General features: G+C 55.9%; 13 protein-coding genes. 9 read left to right on the forward strand and 4 right to left on the reverse strand.

All coding sequences use genetic code 11. From position 1 onward, the window contains the following. The first annotated feature begins 8 nt into the window (after window positions 1-8). The 8 genes from I6N98_RS00760 (at window position 9) to I6N98_RS00795 (ending at window position 9,698) form a co-directional block, all read left to right on the forward strand. Entirely contained in the window at window positions 9-1,004 is a 996-nt protein-coding gene (locus I6N98_RS00760) for an SDR family NAD(P)-dependent oxidoreductase (RefSeq protein ID WP_198569931.1), read from the forward strand. Continuing rightward, the gene (locus I6N98_RS00765) at window positions 1,001-2,689 is read left to right on the forward strand and encodes a methylmalonyl-CoA mutase family protein (protein WP_198569932.1); all 1,689 of its coding nucleotides are present in this window, start codon (window positions 1,001-1,003) and stop codon (window positions 2,687-2,689) included. Before I6N98_RS00760 ends, I6N98_RS00765 begins: the two co-directional genes overlap by 4 nt. A gap of 1 nt (window position 2,690) precedes the next feature. Continuing rightward, a complete protein-coding gene (locus tag I6N98_RS00770; RefSeq protein WP_232787417.1) occupies window positions 2,691-3,137 on the forward strand; it encodes a cobalamin B12-binding domain-containing protein in 447 nt (148 codons plus the stop codon). Then, window positions 3,130-4,134 carry a methylmalonyl Co-A mutase-associated GTPase MeaB gene (gene meaB, locus I6N98_RS00775; RefSeq protein ID WP_198569934.1) on the forward strand — a complete coding sequence of 335 codons (1,005 nt, stop codon included), beginning with the start codon at window positions 3,130-3,132 and terminating at the stop codon, window positions 4,132-4,134. The genes I6N98_RS00770 and meaB overlap by 8 nt, the downstream gene beginning before the upstream one ends. Further along, a complete protein-coding gene (locus I6N98_RS00780) occupies window positions 4,134-4,739 on the forward strand; it encodes an EthD domain-containing protein (protein WP_198569935.1) in 606 nt (201 codons plus the stop codon). Before meaB ends, I6N98_RS00780 begins: the two co-directional genes overlap by 1 nt. A gap of 17 nt (window positions 4,740-4,756) precedes the next feature. After that, window positions 4,757-5,527 carry an SDR family oxidoreductase gene (locus tag I6N98_RS00785; protein WP_198569936.1) on the forward strand — a complete coding sequence of 257 codons (771 nt, stop codon included), beginning with the start codon at window positions 4,757-4,759 and terminating at the stop codon, window positions 5,525-5,527. Window positions 5,528-5,687: 160 nt separating this feature from the next. Beyond that, window positions 5,688-8,294 (forward strand): TonB-dependent receptor, encoded by a 2,607-nt coding sequence (locus I6N98_RS00790; protein WP_232787418.1) that lies wholly within the window; start codon window positions 5,688-5,690, stop codon window positions 8,292-8,294. Between the two features lie 45 nt (window positions 8,295-8,339). Continuing rightward, window positions 8,340-9,698 carry a cytochrome P450 gene (locus I6N98_RS00795; RefSeq protein ID WP_198569937.1) on the forward strand — a complete coding sequence of 453 codons (1,359 nt, stop codon included), beginning with the start codon at window positions 8,340-8,342 and terminating at the stop codon, window positions 9,696-9,698. A gap of 152 nt (window positions 9,699-9,850) precedes the next feature. On the opposite strand, the gene I6N98_RS00800 is transcribed toward I6N98_RS00795, so the two are convergent. Further along, window positions 9,851-10,849 (reverse strand): GlxA family transcriptional regulator, encoded by a 999-nt coding sequence (locus I6N98_RS00800; RefSeq protein WP_198569938.1) that lies wholly within the window; start codon window positions 10,847-10,849, stop codon window positions 9,851-9,853. Window positions 10,850-11,009: 160 nt separating this feature from the next. Here I6N98_RS00800 and I6N98_RS00805 point away from each other — a divergent pair, with 160 nt between their 5' ends. Beyond that, a complete protein-coding gene (locus tag I6N98_RS00805) occupies window positions 11,010-12,008 on the forward strand; it encodes an NAD(P)H-dependent flavin oxidoreductase (protein WP_198569939.1) in 999 nt (332 codons plus the stop codon). Window positions 12,009-12,090: 82 nt separating this feature from the next. On the opposite strand, the gene I6N98_RS00810 is transcribed toward I6N98_RS00805, so the two are convergent. Genes I6N98_RS00810 through I6N98_RS00820 form a run of 3 tightly spaced genes read right to left on the reverse strand, consistent with a single transcriptional unit; the run spans window position 12,091 to window position 16,398 of the window. Further along, on the reverse strand, window positions 12,091-13,848 hold the full coding sequence (locus I6N98_RS00810) for an acyl-CoA dehydrogenase family protein (protein ID WP_198569940.1): 1,758 nt from the start codon (window positions 13,846-13,848) through the stop codon (window positions 12,091-12,093). Window positions 13,849-13,880: 32 nt separating this feature from the next. Then, window positions 13,881-15,293 (reverse strand): coniferyl aldehyde dehydrogenase, encoded by a 1,413-nt coding sequence (locus I6N98_RS00815; RefSeq protein ID WP_198569941.1) that lies wholly within the window; start codon window positions 15,291-15,293, stop codon window positions 13,881-13,883. Window position 15,294: 1 nt separating this feature from the next. After that, window positions 15,295-16,398: an NAD(P)-dependent alcohol dehydrogenase gene (locus tag I6N98_RS00820; RefSeq protein WP_198569942.1), complete on the reverse strand. Its 1,104-nt coding sequence runs from the start codon at window positions 16,396-16,398 to the stop codon at window positions 15,295-15,297. Window positions 16,399-16,401 lie beyond the last annotated feature (3 nt).

A 16,401-nucleotide genomic window follows, 5' to 3' on the forward strand; every position in this document is an offset into this window, starting at 1 on the left:
GTGGAGCGATGCCTGAGGCGACACGTCAGGTAGAGGCGGCCGAGCAGATTACCGCCCAGTCAGTACTGTCCGACTATGAGATAGCGGGAAAAACCGTCATCGTAACCGGGGCCACGTCCGGCGTCGGCCGGGCCATTGCCGAAGCCCTGGCGGGTGCCGGCGCCGATGTGACCTTGGCAGTCAGGGATGTCCTTGCCGGACAGCGGGTGATGGCCGAGTTGGTGGCGGTATATCCCCGCAGCCGTATTCGGGTCGAATCTATCGATCTGCTGGATTTGCATTCAGTGAGGGCATTCGCTGAACGTTGGGGGCAGCAAGCCCTGGATCTGTTGTTTAATAACGCTGGGCTTATGGCGCCGCCATTGAGCTATACCGACCTGGGCTTTGAGAGTCAGTTGTCGGTAAACTGCCTGGCGCCAATGCTGCTCTCTCGCCTGCTGTTGCCCAATATGCGGCTGGCACCGTCTCCCCGTATTGTGACCGTCTCGTCCGGGGCTCACCACTTGGCGCGACTGCGCCTGGATGACCTTCACTATCGCCGTCGAGACTACGACAAGTTTGAAGCCTATGGGCACTCTAAGTTGTGCGCGAATTTGATGGCGGTCGCCTTTAGTCAACAGTATGCGCCGATCACTATGAACTTGGTCACTCCCGGCGCGGTGGCCAGCAACCTGGCTCGTCACACCACGCTAGAAGATGCCATTAAGCTGGGGTGGGTCAGAGAGGATGGCTCCCTGGCGGTGGGAGAAATGCGCAGCCCGGAAGTGGGGGCTGCCTCTCCGGTATGGGCCGCCGTGACACCAGAGCTGGAGGGCCGCGGCGGCGTCTATATCGAAGACTTGGCAGTGGCGCCCGTCTTCGACTCGCCGCGGGAAGACTGCTGGGGTGTCACCGCCGAATCCCTGGACCCAGACTTGGCGGGAGCACTGTGGAATCGGCTGTTGGCCCACATAGCGCCCTTTGAAGAGTCGGCCGACAACGCGCCCAGTGAGGTGAAATTGTGAGCCGATTGTTTAACGACCACCTCGAGCGTTGGGAGCAAGAAACCCGGGCGCCTTTTGTGGCGGCCAATCCCGAGCGGCGGGATCACTTTACCACCCAGGCACTGCGTTGGCCGATCAATCCGCTTTACACCCCCGCGGATTTGGAGGAAGTCGGTTTTGACTACCTCAAGGATCTGGGCTTCCCCGGCGAGTATCCCTATACCCGCGGCACCAAAGCCAATGGCCATCGCTCCAATTTTTGGACCATGACCCAGGTCACCGGTTTTGGTAAGGGCGAGGATTGGGCCAAGCGCGCCAGGTACATGTTGGATCAGGGGCTGACAGGCCTAATTCTGGAGTACGACCTGGCCACCACCAATGGCTACGACAGCGACGACCCGATTGTAGAGGGTGAGGTGGGTCGCGCCGGCATGGCCCTGGACAGTCTGGAAGATTTGGAGAAAGCCTTCGACTTTCCCTTCGATAAGCTCGACTACCTGATGAGCGTCTGCAACGCCCCTCAGCCAGTCAACCTGGCAATGATCATCGCGGCGCTGGAAAAGAAAGGTGTAGACCCCAGTGACTTTGTGTTGCATATCGTCAACGGGATTTTGATTGAGTACACCTGTGTGGGTCGTTATATCTACCCGCCGGAGCATGGCCTTCGCCTTGCCACCGACTGTATTGAATACATTATTCGCCATCACCCCAACTGGGCGCCAATTTCTATCATTTCTGCTCAGCTGCAACCCGCCAAAGCCAATCCCGTGCAGGAAATCGCCTTTAGCTTTGCCATCGCCTGCGCGTATATCGATGCCACCTTGGAGCGGGGCTTTGATATCGACACTGTGGCGCCCTATTTCCACTTTGTGATTAATGTGGATATGGACTTCTTTGAGGGCATTTGTAAGTTGCGGGCCTACCGCAAGTGCTGGGCAAGACTGATGAAGGAGCGTTACGGTGCCACCCGGGCCGAGGCGCTGCAGATACGCATGATGACCTCACCCACCACCATTGCGTTGACCTTGCAGCAACCACTAAACAATATCGGTAGGTTGGCGATTATGGCCACGGCCTGTGCGCTGGGTGGCGCCGGCGACAATATGACCACTCCCCTTCACGATGAGGCCCACGCTTTGCCCGCCGAGGAAGCGATACGGGTCGGCGCCGCTCTGCAGCATATCGTCGCCCACGAGACCGGCGTAGCGGAAACCGTCGATCCCCTTGCCGGCTCCTACTATGTAGAGACACTGACTCGGCAAATCGAAGACGCTGCCTTTGAGGAAATGGAAAAAATCTTCGATATGGGTGGCGCCCTAAGCGCTATTGAGCAGGGCTATTTTCAAGGTGCCTTGGGGCGGGAGCAATACCAGCGCAACAAGGAGCTTGAGGAGGGCCGCCGCAAATGGGTGGGCGTGAATCACCTCACACTGGAAGAGGCGCGCCGGGAGATCGACATCTTTCGCCAGGATGAGTCCATGGAGGAAGAGCAGGTTGCCAAGGTACGGGCTTTGCGGGAGCGACGTGATCAAGCTGCGGTGGATCGTGCACTAAGCGCCGTGCGTCAGGCCGCACAGCGGGGCGACAACATGGTGCCGCCCTGTCTGGAGGCGGTAAAAGCCTATGCCACCCATGGTGAAATCTGCCACGCAATGCGGGATATCTTTGGGGAGTACTATGCCGATAGCCAACTGGGAGGATTGTAAGGTGACTGCACCTTTGTTTTCCCGTCAGAAGCGTCCTCTGCGTGTGTTGTTGGCCAAGCTGGGGATGGATACCCATACCGTGGGGGTCACTGTCATTGCGCATGCCTTGCGAGAGGCCGGTATGGAGGTGATCTTCACTGGCCTTAAACAAACACCAGAAAGCGTTGTGGCCGCCGCGATTCAGGAAGATGTGGATGTGGTGGGGATATCCACCCTGTCCGCTGGCCATACCCGCAGCCTGCCGAAATTAGCGCGCTTGTTAAAAGAGGCTGGAGCTGGCGACAAGCTATTACTTGCCGGCGGAGTCATACCCCAGGAAGACCAGCCCGCCCTGGAGGCCGCCGGAGTGGATCAAATCTTTACCATGGGTGCAGATACCCGGGACATCGTGGCTTATCTCGAGAATTGGTGGGCTGAAGCCAATGAGGCGGGCAGGGCGGATGAGTAGTGCGGCTAAGGAATCAGCGGATTTTGTCGAGCGGCTTATGGCTGGTGATCTGGCTGCCGGGGCGCGGGTTATCCGCTGGCTGGATGATGGCGACCCCCGGGGGCCGTCGGCGCTGTCTCAGCTATCGCCCCACACTGGTCGGGCCCACGTGGTGGGTATTACGGGACCTCCGGGTGCCGGTAAATCCACGCTAACGAATAGCCTTATTAGTGAATTGCGCTGCCGGGGCTACCGGGTTGGGGTCTTGGCAATTGATCCTTCCAGCCCCTTTACCGGTGGTGCCATTCTAGGGGATCGGGTGCGGATGTCCCAGCATACCCTTGATCCGGATGTGTTTATTCGCTCTATCGGCACCCGGGGTCAAGCCGGTGGGTTGTCCCGCTCTACCCATGATGCCTGCCAGGTGCTGGATGCCATGGGCTATCAGGTGATTCTGGTTGAGACGGTGGGCGTCGGTCAGGACGAAATTGATGTGGTGGCCCTGGCTCACACCACGCTGATAGTTGGTGTTCCGGGCTTGGGAGATGAAGTACAGGCGGTCAAAGCCGGGCTGATGGAAGCCGGGGATATCTTTGTGATCAATAAAGCTGACCGGGATGGCTTTGATGCGGTATGGCGCCAGTTTGAATTGATGTTGCACCTGCGGGAGGAAGCGCGCCTTCGCTCGGGTGACGCAGACGATACATCGCTCTCCCCTTGGGTGCCGCCACTGTTGTCGGCGGTGGCCAGCCTCAATCAGGGCGCGGCGGGTATCGTCGACGCGCTGCAATCCCACCGACGGTTTTTGCAAGACAGTGGTGACTTTGCCCGCCGCACCCGGCAGCGTTTGCGAGCACAGTTCTATACCCTGCTTCAGGAAGCCGTGTTGAACGAGGTGGACTCGCTTTTTGGTAAAGAGGATATGCAGCGGTTGGAAAAAGGCGCGTGGGACCCTTACACCGCCGCCCAGCAAGCACTGCAGAACTGGCGAAAACACACTGGAGCGGCGTCATTGTGATGAAGTCTATTTGTACACTGACCCGTCGAGCGGACTTCAGTCGGCGACAATTCCAAGATTACTACGAAAACCAGCACAGTCTCCTGGCGATACAGCACTTCCCCTTTGTGGGCTATGTGCGTAATCACGTGGTGGGCGGCGGGGACATTGGCTTTGACACCATCTCCGAGTTTTGGGCTGTGGATGTAGACAAACTGGCCAGCCTGATGAAGGGCCCAGTGGGCAAGTTACTGCAGGAGGATGAGCGCCGCTTTATGGATCAGTCCTTGATTGCACCGGGCTATGCCCGGGAAACGGTAATTAGCGACGGCCAGGGACCCAGTCGGCGCTTTGCGCTGTTGTTGAACTGGGAGGGCGAGGATTTTGACGTCGTGAATTGGGCCAGGGCCAATGTGGCAAATCAGCCGGCGGTATCGGTCGACCAAGTCGATGCCTGGCAGCAGCCCGCTTTTCCTGCCAAGGCTGTGGTCTGGACCCCGGTTTCTGATCTGCTGTGCAATGTTCCAGACAGTGTACAGGCCGATCTTATCGAGGTAGAGCGGGTAGAGACACCGCCGGCCCAGTTGCTGGGTAATACTGATGACAGCGAGCGGCTGCCGATATGATGGAATTGTCGGGGCGAATGGCTGTAATCACCGGTGCGGCCAGTGGTATTGGCCGGGCGCTCACCGAGCAGGCCCTGGTCGAGGGAATGACACTGGCTTTGATCGACCAGAATCGAGAGCAACTGGATTTGCTGGTTAGTTCTATGCCGGCCCACGCTGAAGTGATCAGTGCCTGTCTGGATGTGCGGGACAGGCAGGCACTTGAAGCCTTCGCCATGCAGTGTAAATCGGCATCCATTGCGCTGTTGTTTGCCAATGCCGGAGTAATGCGTGCAGGGCCATCATGGGAGTTGGGCCAGGAAGACTGGTCCCAGGTCTTTGACGTTAATGTGGTGGGGGCGATGAACACGGTCAGCGCGTTTATGCCCCACTTGTTGGATCAGCAAGCGGCATCACGAGTCGTGTTTACCGGCTCGATATCAGCGTTTACCGCCAGCCCCAATATCGCCTGCTATTCCGCAAGTAAACATGCATTGTGGGGCATTGCCGAGGCCATGGAACTGGAGCTAAAAGAGCGAGCTGCGCCGGTGGCGGTGTCCTTTATTGCGCCATCCGGTGTAAAGACGCCTCTGGCGTCAGAGCCACTGGAAGGTCCTGCAGGCGCCAGTCAACAATCCATTCACGACTTGCTGGATCGCTTTGGCGTGCCCGCTGAATCGGTGGCACAGGCGACCTTTGAAGGCATTGCCCAGGAAAAATTTTGGATATTGCCCCACCCGGAGTTCAAGCCTGGGTTACAGGCTCGGGTGGCGCGAGTGGTGGAGGAGTTGCCGCCATCGACGAGCTAGGCCATCCAAATAGGGTAGGCCAGGCGCGACGAAGGTCTGCTATCAAGTGGTCGGTGACCGCGCGACGACCCAGCATTGGGAGAGCGTCACTAGTAATAATAATAAAAAGTCTGCACCTATCGAAAATAAAAAAAGGTGCCGCTATCTGGAGGGTGAAGAAGTGAAATCCGTCTTTCCATCGGTCTGTCTATCCGTCGTAATGTGCGCCAGCCAGCCCCTGTATGGGCAAGCTGAAACAGAAGCGTCGGCAAGTAAAAAAAGCCGTTACGGCACCTTGGAGGAGGTGCTGGTTACGGCCCGAAAGCGGACTGAGAATATTCAGGAGACTCCTGTCGCGATCACCGCTCTGGGGGGCGAAGCACTTCGGGCCCAGGGCATCGTCTCCGCTCAGGAACTCAGTAAATCGGTGCCCAGCCTGCAGATCAACGACAGTACCGCGCCGCAGATATTTATTCGGGGTATCGGCCAGCGCTCTGGCTTGGCCCGTTTTGATCCCTCGGTTAGCGTCTATCTAGACGGCATTTTTATTCCCCGGCCCGATGGGCAACTGCTGGACACCATCGATATTGCCAATGTTCAGGTATTGCGGGGACCCCAGGGCACCCTGTTTGGCAAGAACAACACCGGTGGGGCGCTGGTATTCAAGCTGGTTAAGCCCGGTACAGAAGATGCCGATTATGTCGAAGGCGCGGTGGGCGAATACGCTGATCAGCGCTTTCGCGCTGGATTCAACGTGCCCATCAGCGACGACCTGGACGGTCGCATAGCGCTTGCCGCCCACCGTCGCGACGGCTACTTGCGGGATCAATCCGGTGGCGAAAACCAGTCTATTGACCGGGTGTCGGCGATCTTTCAAACCGACTGGCGGATTAACGATCGTATCAATATGGAGTCGCTGGCCTATCTGGCGCGGATCCGGGAGCACTATCCTTCATACCACTGCAAGCTGATCAATGAGGAAGCGCTGTTTGTCAATGGACTGGGAATCTTGTGGGCCGGTGACACTGACCCCTCCAACCCTCGCGCATATCAGGACAATTGTAATGCCAACCGCCGGGGCAACCTGCGGGACTTGGTTACCAATCAGGGCGACAGCCAGCAGCAGAACAAAGACCAGGATGTGATGATGCTGGCCTCTACTCTAAACTGGGAGATCAACGAGGACACTAGTTTAAAGGCCATTTTGGGCTACCGCGATGCCACCAAAATGGGGCCGCAAACCCAATCTGACGATGGCGGACCCCGCCCCTATTTCCGCGCCCTCGTCTTGGGTGACAACGAACAGGAATCACTGACTGGCGAACTGCAATTAAATGGCAGCCTGTTTAACGGCGATGTGGAGTACACGGCAGGTATCTTTCTCCAGCGGGAATTCAAAAGCGAACGATTTGTTACCGCCAATCAGCTGATCGGTGCTGAGGCCCTGCCTTTTATCGCTCTCGCCGCAGGTCAGTCCGGCGCTGATATCAGTGCTCTCGATCCGGTGTTGGATCTCCTGTCTGTACCAGGTGGAACCCTGCCGGTAGTTGCCGGCGCACTGCCCATATCCACTGTCCAGGATTTTGAAATAGACGGCGAGACCTACGCCATATTCTCCCAGGCTACCTGGCACCTCACCGATAACCTGGAGTTCACCTTTGGTGGCCGCTACACCGAAGAGAAGCGGGAATCCGATCTGTTTACCCGAACCGCCGATAGCGAAGCGATCTCTACCTTGATCAGCTCCACTAACCCACGCTTTCTGCCGGTGTTGCCGTCGATGGCGGCCTTCGGCTACCTGGGCAGTTGGTCTGAAGACCCCATACAAATCGCCAACGACATTCTGGCCGAGGCCTTCCCCGGCGATATCGGTGCGCCCTTAAATCCCGCCACTAAGGATGAGCTGGAAAGCACTTTCAGGGAGTTTACACCCATGGCCTCGCTGGCCTGGATTGTCCCGGAGCGCTGGCTATTCGACGCCTTTGTGGATACCGCAATGGTGTATGGCACCTGGAGTAACGGATTTAAATCCGGATTTCAGGAACCCTTTGGTCAGGACGGTTTGATCGAGGTGGCGCCGGAGACCCTGGAGAATTTCGAGCTGGGCTTTAAGATCGACGCGCTCAATAAGTCGCTGCGACTCAATGTCGCGCTGTACTCCATGACCTTTGAGAACATGCAGTTAATTACTGTCAGTGTCGATTCAGCCAATACACTGGTGGTGAGCTCACAAAACGCCGGGGAGGCCACCATCGACGGTGGCGAGTTGGAGCTGCAATGGCTGCCCAGCGAAAACCTGATGCTCAGTTTGAACTACAGTAACAATAACTATGAGTTCGTTGAATTTGACGACTTCGATTTGAAAGCGCTGGCCTTGACGGGTCAGCAAGTGCCCATTGACCGCAGCGACGAAGAGTTTGCCGTCTCCCCTGAGGAGACCGCGTCGCTGGGTATTCAATACACCTTTTACAGTGACGACATTGGCGTTATCACGCCACGTCTGGATATCAGCTATAAGTCTGAGGTGTATATGGGGTTGGATGACGATGCCTGGGAGGTGGCCAAACGAGACCCGGATCTTGTCTATGCCGATGCCTATACACTTATCGATGCCCGAGTCAGCTGGTTTCAACCAAACAACAATCTGACGCTGAGCGCCTACGTTAAAAACCTAACTGATAAACGCTATGACGTGGGCGCGGTGGCAACAGGAAGCTCTATCGGCACCAATGTGCAGGTATTGGGCGAACCACGGATGATTGGCATAGAAGCGCGTAAAACATTCTAATTTTCTCTTACTTGACCACCGGTGAACAGCACCGAGGGAGACACCATGACGACATTGGCCAAAACCGATTATCGCGCAGAAAAAGATAACCAAAATCTGGAACACATCCCCGGCAAATACGGCTTGCCGGTGGTGGGGCAAGTGCTCAGTTTGGTGAAAGACCTCTACGGCACCATCGATAAGCAGTACCAAACCTACGGCAAGGTCAGCCGCTTTCAGTTGGGTGCCAAGGGCCTGCTGTTGATCGGTCCAGAGCTGTACAAGCAGATCATGCTGGATTCCGATAAAAACTTCTCCGCTGAGATGGGTTACATGGGTTCGCTGGGTCGTTTTTATAAGGGCGCCCTGTTGCTTCGGGACCACGACGAACATCGCTTTCAGCGGCGTATCATGCAGTCAGCTTTTAAGAACGATGCCATGAAGGGCTATATCGGTACTATGGGGCCAATGATTGCTGAGGCCATAACGGATTGGGATAGTCGGGAAGACTTTCATTTCTTTCCTGAGATAAAGCAGTTATTGCTGGATGTGTCGGCAAAGATATTTGTCGGGCTCGATAGTGACGATGAGCGCGCCGCAAAGCTCAATCAAGCCTTCCTGGATATCGCCAATGGCCTAATGGGGATATTCCCCATCGAGATTCCCTTTACCAAGTATCGCAAAGGAAAGGTGGGGGAGCGCTATCTTAGAGCTTTCTTTGGCGGCTTGATTGATGAGCGTCGAAGGGGGGATGGCAACGATACCTTTAGTTACTTTACCCGGGAGTTGACCGAGGACGGCAGCTATTTTTCCGATGACGACATCATCGCCCATATTAGCTTTTTGCTGTTCGCGGCCCACGACACCACCACCAGTGCCCTGACACATTTGCTTTATTACTTGGCCCAAGACCCTGTGACCCAACAACGACTGCGGGATGAGGCCCTGGCCATCGACAAGCCCTTTTTAGATTACGACGACTTGGAAAAAATGCCGCTGACGGAAGTGGCGCTCAAGGAAGCGCTACGCCTTCACCCTTCAGTCATGATGATGCAACGTCGTACCATTCGTGACTGTGAGTTGGGGGGGTACCATGTGCCCGCCAACACCATTGTATGGATGGCACCCCAGCATGTGCATCGTATGGACGAGTACTGGGACGATCCATGTAAGTTTGATCTGGATCGTTGGCTACCTCCTCGCAACGAGCACAAGCGGCACACCTTCAGCTTTGTGGGCTTTGGCGGCGGCGCCCACAAGTGTATTGGGATGCACTTTGCATTAATGCAGGCAAAGAACTTCTTACACCAGTTTTTGCGACAGTACGAATTCCGCATGGCGGATGGCTTCAGTAGCGAAATGCAAACTGTGCCGCTGCCTAAGCCGAAGGACGATTTGCCGATCGTGCTGACACGTATAGGTTAATGTGTCGGCTAACAGGCTGTTGATTTCCTATCTGCGTTGCCACTGCGGCGTTGAACACAGGCTCAAATCGGTCATTTATGGTGTACAAACTCCGTCATTTCGCCAGTTTTCGCCTTGCATTGGCTGCGTCGAAAACGGAAATCAACAACCTGCTAGTTGCTTACGTTTGCCCGCCTTTTACGCTGCAGGTATTGAGCGGGCGTTGTACCTAAAATATCGCGAAATAGTTTTGTGAAGCTACCCGGGTCTTCATACCCTACGTGCACCATTACTTCAGTGGCATTGAGGTCTGTGGTTTCAAGCAGTGAGGCGGCGGTTTCGACACGTATCCGCTGAAGGTAACGGCGCGGTGTCAGGCCGAGGGTGTCTTTAAAATGTCTGATAAGGGTGCGAGTGCTGACACCCAGTTGCTCTGCCACCTCCCCCAGAGACAGGGCCTGGTCAAAGCTGTTGTGGATAAGGGATTGAGCTTTGGCGACCAGGGTATTGTCGTGGTCCTGATAGCGTTGCAGGGAAATACCCGGTAGGTGGCGGTTATCGTTGCGGTCAATCAACAAGGTCCTAGCACATTGATCGGCAACCACCGGGCCCATATAGTGCTCGATAAGTTGGAGCGCGATAAGGGTGTCGGCGTTGGCAGAGCCACCAGTGATTAGCTGATCTGATCCTCGCTCCACCAGGTTTCTTCTTTTCACCCGTATCGACGGATAGCGTCGCCGAAAGGCTTCAAGTAGCCACCAACTGGTAGTGGCCGGCAAGGCGTCAAGTAGTCCTGTTTCGCCCAGAATAAAGCTGCCGGTGCAGTGTGCCGTGAGAATGGCGCCGCGTTGATGCTGGTTTTGTAACCACGCTATTTCCTTCCCCAGACCTGTCAATTGTTTGGATATGGCTTGTCGGCTTTCGTAATTGACGGTGGGTATGACGATCAGGCTTTCCGGAGCGACATCCTCCAGCGGACCGTCGGGAAGAATGCGCAGTCCCGATGTGGTGGTGACAGCAGTCCCTGATCGGGACACCGTTTTTAACTGAAAATAGCTGTCCTTGCCCGTGGTTCGGCTCCAAAGCTTATTGGCCAATGTGTAAAGGTCTTGTTGAACAAACAGGCTTTTGCCATGGCAAGCCTCGATTGCCAGTGTATAGACGGTTTTCATTGTTTTATCTTCTATCCTTTGGCGTTGCCATTGGGTGGCAGCGTGTCACTCCTGCCCTGTTCGTTGTCACTTTTGCCCCTGTCCCGGTAGTCCCGCGATTTCTACACTGACATCCATCCAAATTCAGTAAATCCGAACAATCTTGATGGAGAGCGTCAGTATGTCTTTACCCCCTCTACTGCAATCGTCCTTGCGAATTCCTGCCGTCGCCGCACCGATGTTTCTGGCGTCTGGACCGGAATTGGTGATCGAAACCTGCAAGTCGGGAGTGGTGGGATCCTTTCCCGCACTTAATCAACGCAGCAGTGCAGGCTTTGAGCAATGGCTGCAGCAGATCACCTCCGCGCTTCGGGACTATGAAAAGGATACGGGTAAGACCCCGGCGCCTTTTGCGGTGAACTTGATATCCCACAAGAGTAACGATCGTCTTGAAGCCGATCTGGCCCTGTGTGAAAAATACAAAGTTCCACTGATTATTACTTCTTTGGGCGCGGTAAAGTCCCTTATCGATAAGGTCCACAACTATGGTGGCCTGGTATTTCACGATGTCACCACTCTCCGTCACGCCCGCAAGGCAGCCGACGCTGGCGTCGATGGCCTGATAGCCGTCAGTGCCGGTGCCGGCGGCCATGCCGGCACCCTTAACCCCTTTGCCTTGGTGTCAGAGATCAGGGAGTTTTTTGACAAGACCCTATTGCTGTCCGGTGCTATCTCCCGGGGTTCAGATATTGTTGCCGCTCGCGCCATGGGCGCTGACCTCGCGTATCTGGGGACCCGTTTTATATGTACCAAAGAATGCCTGGCTGTGGATGACTACAAACAAATGATCATCGACAGCGATGCCAAAGATATTCTCTACACGCCCAATATCTCAGGTGTGTATGCCAACTTCTTGATTCCCAGCGTACGTCGTGCCGGCTTAGACCCCGCTAACCTGACGCCGCCCGATCACATCGATTTTGGCACCGAGTTCAGCGTCGACGCCGACAAGCAGGATGACTCTCCCCAGGTGGGCGAGAAAACCAAGGGTGCCTGGCTCAATATATGGTCCGCCGGCCAGGGTGTGGCCAACAGTAAAGCGGTACAGCCGGTTGCGGAGCTGGTAGCGGATTTGGAGCGAGAGTACCGACAAACGCTGAGCGGGCTGTGTTCTACTTGAGCGTATTGATCACGCGCTCCAGTGCAGATAGTTAACCTGACGCGGCAGGGGGCAGCGTTGCCCCTGCTTGTGTCGGCTGGTGTTAATGGTCCGACCATACGATGTTGTATTCGTGACGCTTTGCGTCTTTCAGTAACGCGTGGTGATAGTCCGCTCTGGGTAACACCCGGTCGAAATAATAGCGCACGCAGGCAGCGATGGACGTCGACTCCTCCTCACCGATGTGATGCCAGTGTTGCAATAGGAAATATCCATAAACGATATAGCCGGACATCATCATGTAGTCATTGGCGGCGGTTTCAAGTAAGGGCCTGTTCTCCTGGCTGTGCTGAACTAGTAAGTCGCTTACGGTTAACCAGTTCGATACTTGGCGTTCCAATAACGCCAGCATTTCTTTAGTCCCCTCGGAGCACTTCGACTCCGTGTTGCGGCACCAATCGAGGATTAACTGGCAGAAGGCTTGTAGGGTGTCATAGTCCGGGCCCGATACCTTGCGCTGTAATAAATCCAAAGACTGGATCGCAGAGGTCCCCTCATAGATTCGGGTAATCCGCACATCCCGCAAGCGTTGTTCTAGCTCGTAGTCAGCGGTATAGCCGTGGCCGCCAAATATCTGAATGCCGTGGTCGATGGCTTCGAAGGCAATTTCACTACCAAAGCCCTTGGCTACAGGGGTGAGCAGGCTTAATCTAACTGCGCCCAATTGCTGCTGATCGGGGTTGCCGTAGTCCACCAGGTCGGCCTGCATGGCTAACCAGGTGAGTAAGCCTCGGGCGGCGGTGGAAATAGCCTGTTGAAACAACAGCATGTGCTGGATGTTGGGATGGTGGACAATCGTCGTTGCCGAGGTGGATGCGGATGCGGCGGGCTTGCCGGCGACCCGTTCCTGTGCATAGTGCAAGGAGGCCTGAAAGGCGGCTTGAGTTTGTGCCTGGGCCTGCTGTGCGACGCTGAGACGGGATTTGTTGATAAACACGAACATGGCTCGCAGTCCGCGGTGGGGCTTGCCGATCAACCAGCCCTTGGCAGCATTAAAGGACAGGGCGCAAGTAGCGCTGCCTTTGAGTCCCATCTTGCTTTCTACCGATAGGCAGTCGATAGCGTTATCCCTCATCCCACCATTGTCGTCCTCCAGCTGTGCTGGCACTAGAAACAATGATATCCCCGCCGTGCCGGGAGGGGCGTCGGGTAGACGCGCTAAAACCAAATGGACAATGTTGTCGGACAGGTCGTGTTTGCCGGAGGAGATAAATATTTTGTTGCCGCTAATAGCGTAGCTGCCGTCGTCCCGGGGCTCGGCCTTGGCGTTGAGTAGATTTAGATCTGAGCCACACTGGGGCTCGGTCAAGCACATGGTGGCCAGCCATTCGCCACTGATCAATTTGGGCAGGTAGCTTTCTTGCAGATGGTCGTTGCCAAAGTGTTGCAAAACTTTGATGGCGCCATCGTTCAGGGTGGAATACATACACCAGGCCTGGTTGGCACCCTGCAAAAACTCCGAGACGATAAATTTCAGAGAGAAGGGCGCCTGGATGCCGCCGTGCTGTTGCTGCTGCGCCAACCTTGGCCAACCCGCTTCAACAAAGGTACGGTAAGACTCTTTGAAGCCTTCCGGGGTTTTCACCTGACCATCGATGAGCTGTGCTGGCGACTTATCTCCCACTTTGTTTAGAGGAGCGAGTTCCGCATCGGCAAATTTCGCCACTTCAGCGACTATAGTGGCAACATCCTCCGGAGCAATATCGAACTCTATGCCCAGGCTTTGATAGTGGGCGCGGTAGTCCAATACATTGTTGAGTAGGCTTTCGACCTCGTCGACGGGGGCGTGATACTGGGTCATTGATTTACCAATAGCTGAAGTGTGGAAAGAGGCTAGCGACGGATGTGCGTCAGTTGTTTTTCCATGAGCCGGCGCTGCCGGGCAAAGGGCGGGTGGATCATCCGGCTGATATCCAAGGGTGACTGCCGGTACACCGAACGTGCGTGACTGAAGGTTTTAAACCCCTCGATACCGTGATAGCGGCCCATGCCACTGGCGCCCACACCGCCAAAGGGCAGGTCTTCCTGCAGGTAGTGCATCAGCACGTCGTTCACCACCATGCCGCCCGAGATCACCTTGTCCCGCAATTGCGCTATTTCACTTTGACTACTGCCAAAGTAATAGAGCGCCAGTGGCCGCTCACCCTGGTAAATGTAACGGCCTACCTCGTCAAAGCTGCTGTAGCTGACGATGGGTAACAAGGGGCCAAAAATTTCCTCCTCATGCACTCTGGCTGGGTGGGGTGCGCCGGTGAGCGCATAAGGAGGAAAAAAACGCGATTCGGGGTTTGCCGACGCCTCACTCAGGGCGTGCACCACCGCGCCTTTGGCTTCAGCATCACTGAGTAAATCGCTAAGTCGCTGAAAGTGACGGCGATTGATGATGTGAGTGTAGTCGGGGTTGTCGGCAATATTTGGGTACATGCCGGCAAGTGCGGCGCGCATCTCGGCAATCAAGGTCGGCTGTAATGACTCGGGAATCAACACGTAGTCGGGGGCGATACAGATTTGCCCGGCATTCATGGTTTTGCCAAAAAGGATTCGGCGGGCGGCGGTTTTGATATCCGCTGTGGTGGAGATTACCACCGGCGATTTACCACCCAGCTCCAGAGTCACCGGCACCAGGTTATTGGCTGCCGACATCATGACCTTGCGCCCCACCGCTGTTGAGCCGGTAAACAGCACATGATCAAAAGGCAGGCTGGAGAATTGCGCGGCAGTGTCGGCGCCACCGGTTACCACCGCCAACTCGGCGGGATTAAAGTATTCCGGTACTCGCTCGGCCATAACGGCGGAGGTGGCTTCGCTTAACTCCGATGGCTTTATCATGCAGCGATTGCCAGCAGCGAAGATGCTGGATACCGGGCCAAAGGTAAGATTAACCGGAAAATTCCACGGAGAGATATTACCCACCACCCCCAAGGGTAGATAATGAATACTGGATTTGCCGCCGGTGATGTTGAAGGGGAATGTCGACTTGCGGCGCTCTGCCTTCATCCACTGACGCAGGTGCTTGAGTATATATTTGGCCAGGGTGACGGTGGGTATAAACTCCACCGTCAGATTCATATCCGCGCTGCGGCCGCAGAAGTCGTGATTAAGGGCCTCGTTAAACTGTTGGCGATGATCCAGCAGCATGGCCACCATGCGCCGTATCCGGTCGCGTCGCTGGCGGTAACTGGGGTAAGGGTCGGCCAAATGGGCCTGTTGTTGCTGCCGGAAAACGTCCTCCATTCCCTGGTGCATATTACTCGCCCTGTTCCGCCGACATCATCAGCACGGGTTTAACCACTTTGCCGCTATGGGTATCGTCGATTGCTTGATTGATGAACTCAAAGGGATAGGTGCGAATAATTTTATCGACTGGTAACTTGCCTGCGTGGTAGTAAGCAATCAGCTCCGGTATAAACTGGCCCGGAACGGCGTCTCCTTCAATGACACCGCGAACATGCTTGCCACTGGCCATCAGCGCATTCATGTCGAGGTTGAGCGTATCTCCAGGCTTAGCGATACCCGCGCAGACCAGAGTGCCGCGGGCTTTTAGAGCATTAAACAGTTCAATGGCGACGCTATGAATGCCGGTGGTATCAAAGGCATAGTCCACGCCGCCGCTCTCCAGCAACTCCTCTGCCATCCCGGGTTTGGACAGCACTGTACGGGTGGCGCCGAGTTCCTTGGCAAGCTCGAGGCGCTCTGCCACGACATCGATAGCAACGATACTTTCACAGCCCGCGATCCTGGCGGCCATCACTGCTGACAGCCCCACGGTACCGCAGCCGGCAATCGCAATACTGGAACCGGGTTGGGCATTGAGAGCGATGAGAACGGTGCCGGCGCCAGTCTGTACACCGCAGGCCAGCGGCGCGGCTATTTCTGCGGGAAAGTCAGCGCTAAGCTTAACCGCGTTGCGGCTGGACACCACGGCGTGGCTGGCCATGGAGGATTGGGCAAAGAAATGCCCTGTTACCGGCGCGCCCTGATAGCTAAGGGATTGGCGCCCGTCGGGTCTGTTGCCAGTCATGTACACCATGCCGAAATCGCAATAGCCGGGCGCATCGTTCTGACAGTTGCGACACTGCCCACAGGAGCCGAAACTGACGACAACCCGGTCGCCGGGCGCGTAGTCAGTCACGCCGGGGCCAAGCTCTAAAATTGTCCCGACGCCTTCGTGACCCAATACCGCCGGTAAAGAAACTGGCATTGCCTGTTGTTTGGCGGCAATGTCGGTATGGCAGATACCGCAAGCTTCTACTCGGAGAAGCAATTCGCCTTCGCCCGGCGCGGCGAGCTCACACTCGCTGATTCGAAATGGCGTGTCCGGGGCTTCGGCAATGGCTGCATTGATCTTCACGGT

It is taken from the genome of Spongiibacter nanhainus (assembly GCF_016132545.1).
Classification (GTDB): Bacteria; Pseudomonadota; Gammaproteobacteria; order Pseudomonadales; family Spongiibacteraceae; genus Spongiibacter; species Spongiibacter nanhainus.

Coding starts and splice junctions, on each gene's coding strand:
- I6N98_RS00760 (WP_198569931.1), top strand. CDS start 9: ATGCCTGAGGCGACACGTCAGGTAGAGGCGGCCGAGCAGATTACCGCC.
- I6N98_RS00795 (WP_198569937.1), top strand. CDS start 8,340: ATGACGACATTGGCCAAAACCGATTATCGCGCAGAAAAAGATAACCAA.
- I6N98_RS00785 (WP_198569936.1), top strand. CDS start 4,757: ATGGCTGTAATCACCGGTGCGGCCAGTGGTATTGGCCGGGCGCTCACC.
- I6N98_RS00800 (WP_198569938.1), bottom strand. CDS start 10,849: ATGAAAACCGTCTATACACTGGCAATCGAGGCTTGCCATGGCAAAAGC.
- I6N98_RS00805 (WP_198569939.1), top strand. CDS start 11,010: ATGTCTTTACCCCCTCTACTGCAATCGTCCTTGCGAATTCCTGCCGTC.
- I6N98_RS00780 (WP_198569935.1), top strand. CDS start 4,134: ATGAAGTCTATTTGTACACTGACCCGTCGAGCGGACTTCAGTCGGCGA.
- I6N98_RS00810 (WP_198569940.1), bottom strand. CDS start 13,848: ATGACCCAGTATCACGCCCCCGTCGACGAGGTCGAAAGCCTACTCAAC.
- I6N98_RS00815 (WP_198569941.1), bottom strand. CDS start 15,293: ATGCACCAGGGAATGGAGGACGTTTTCCGGCAGCAACAACAGGCCCAT.
- meaB (WP_198569934.1), top strand. CDS start 3,130: ATGAGTAGTGCGGCTAAGGAATCAGCGGATTTTGTCGAGCGGCTTATG.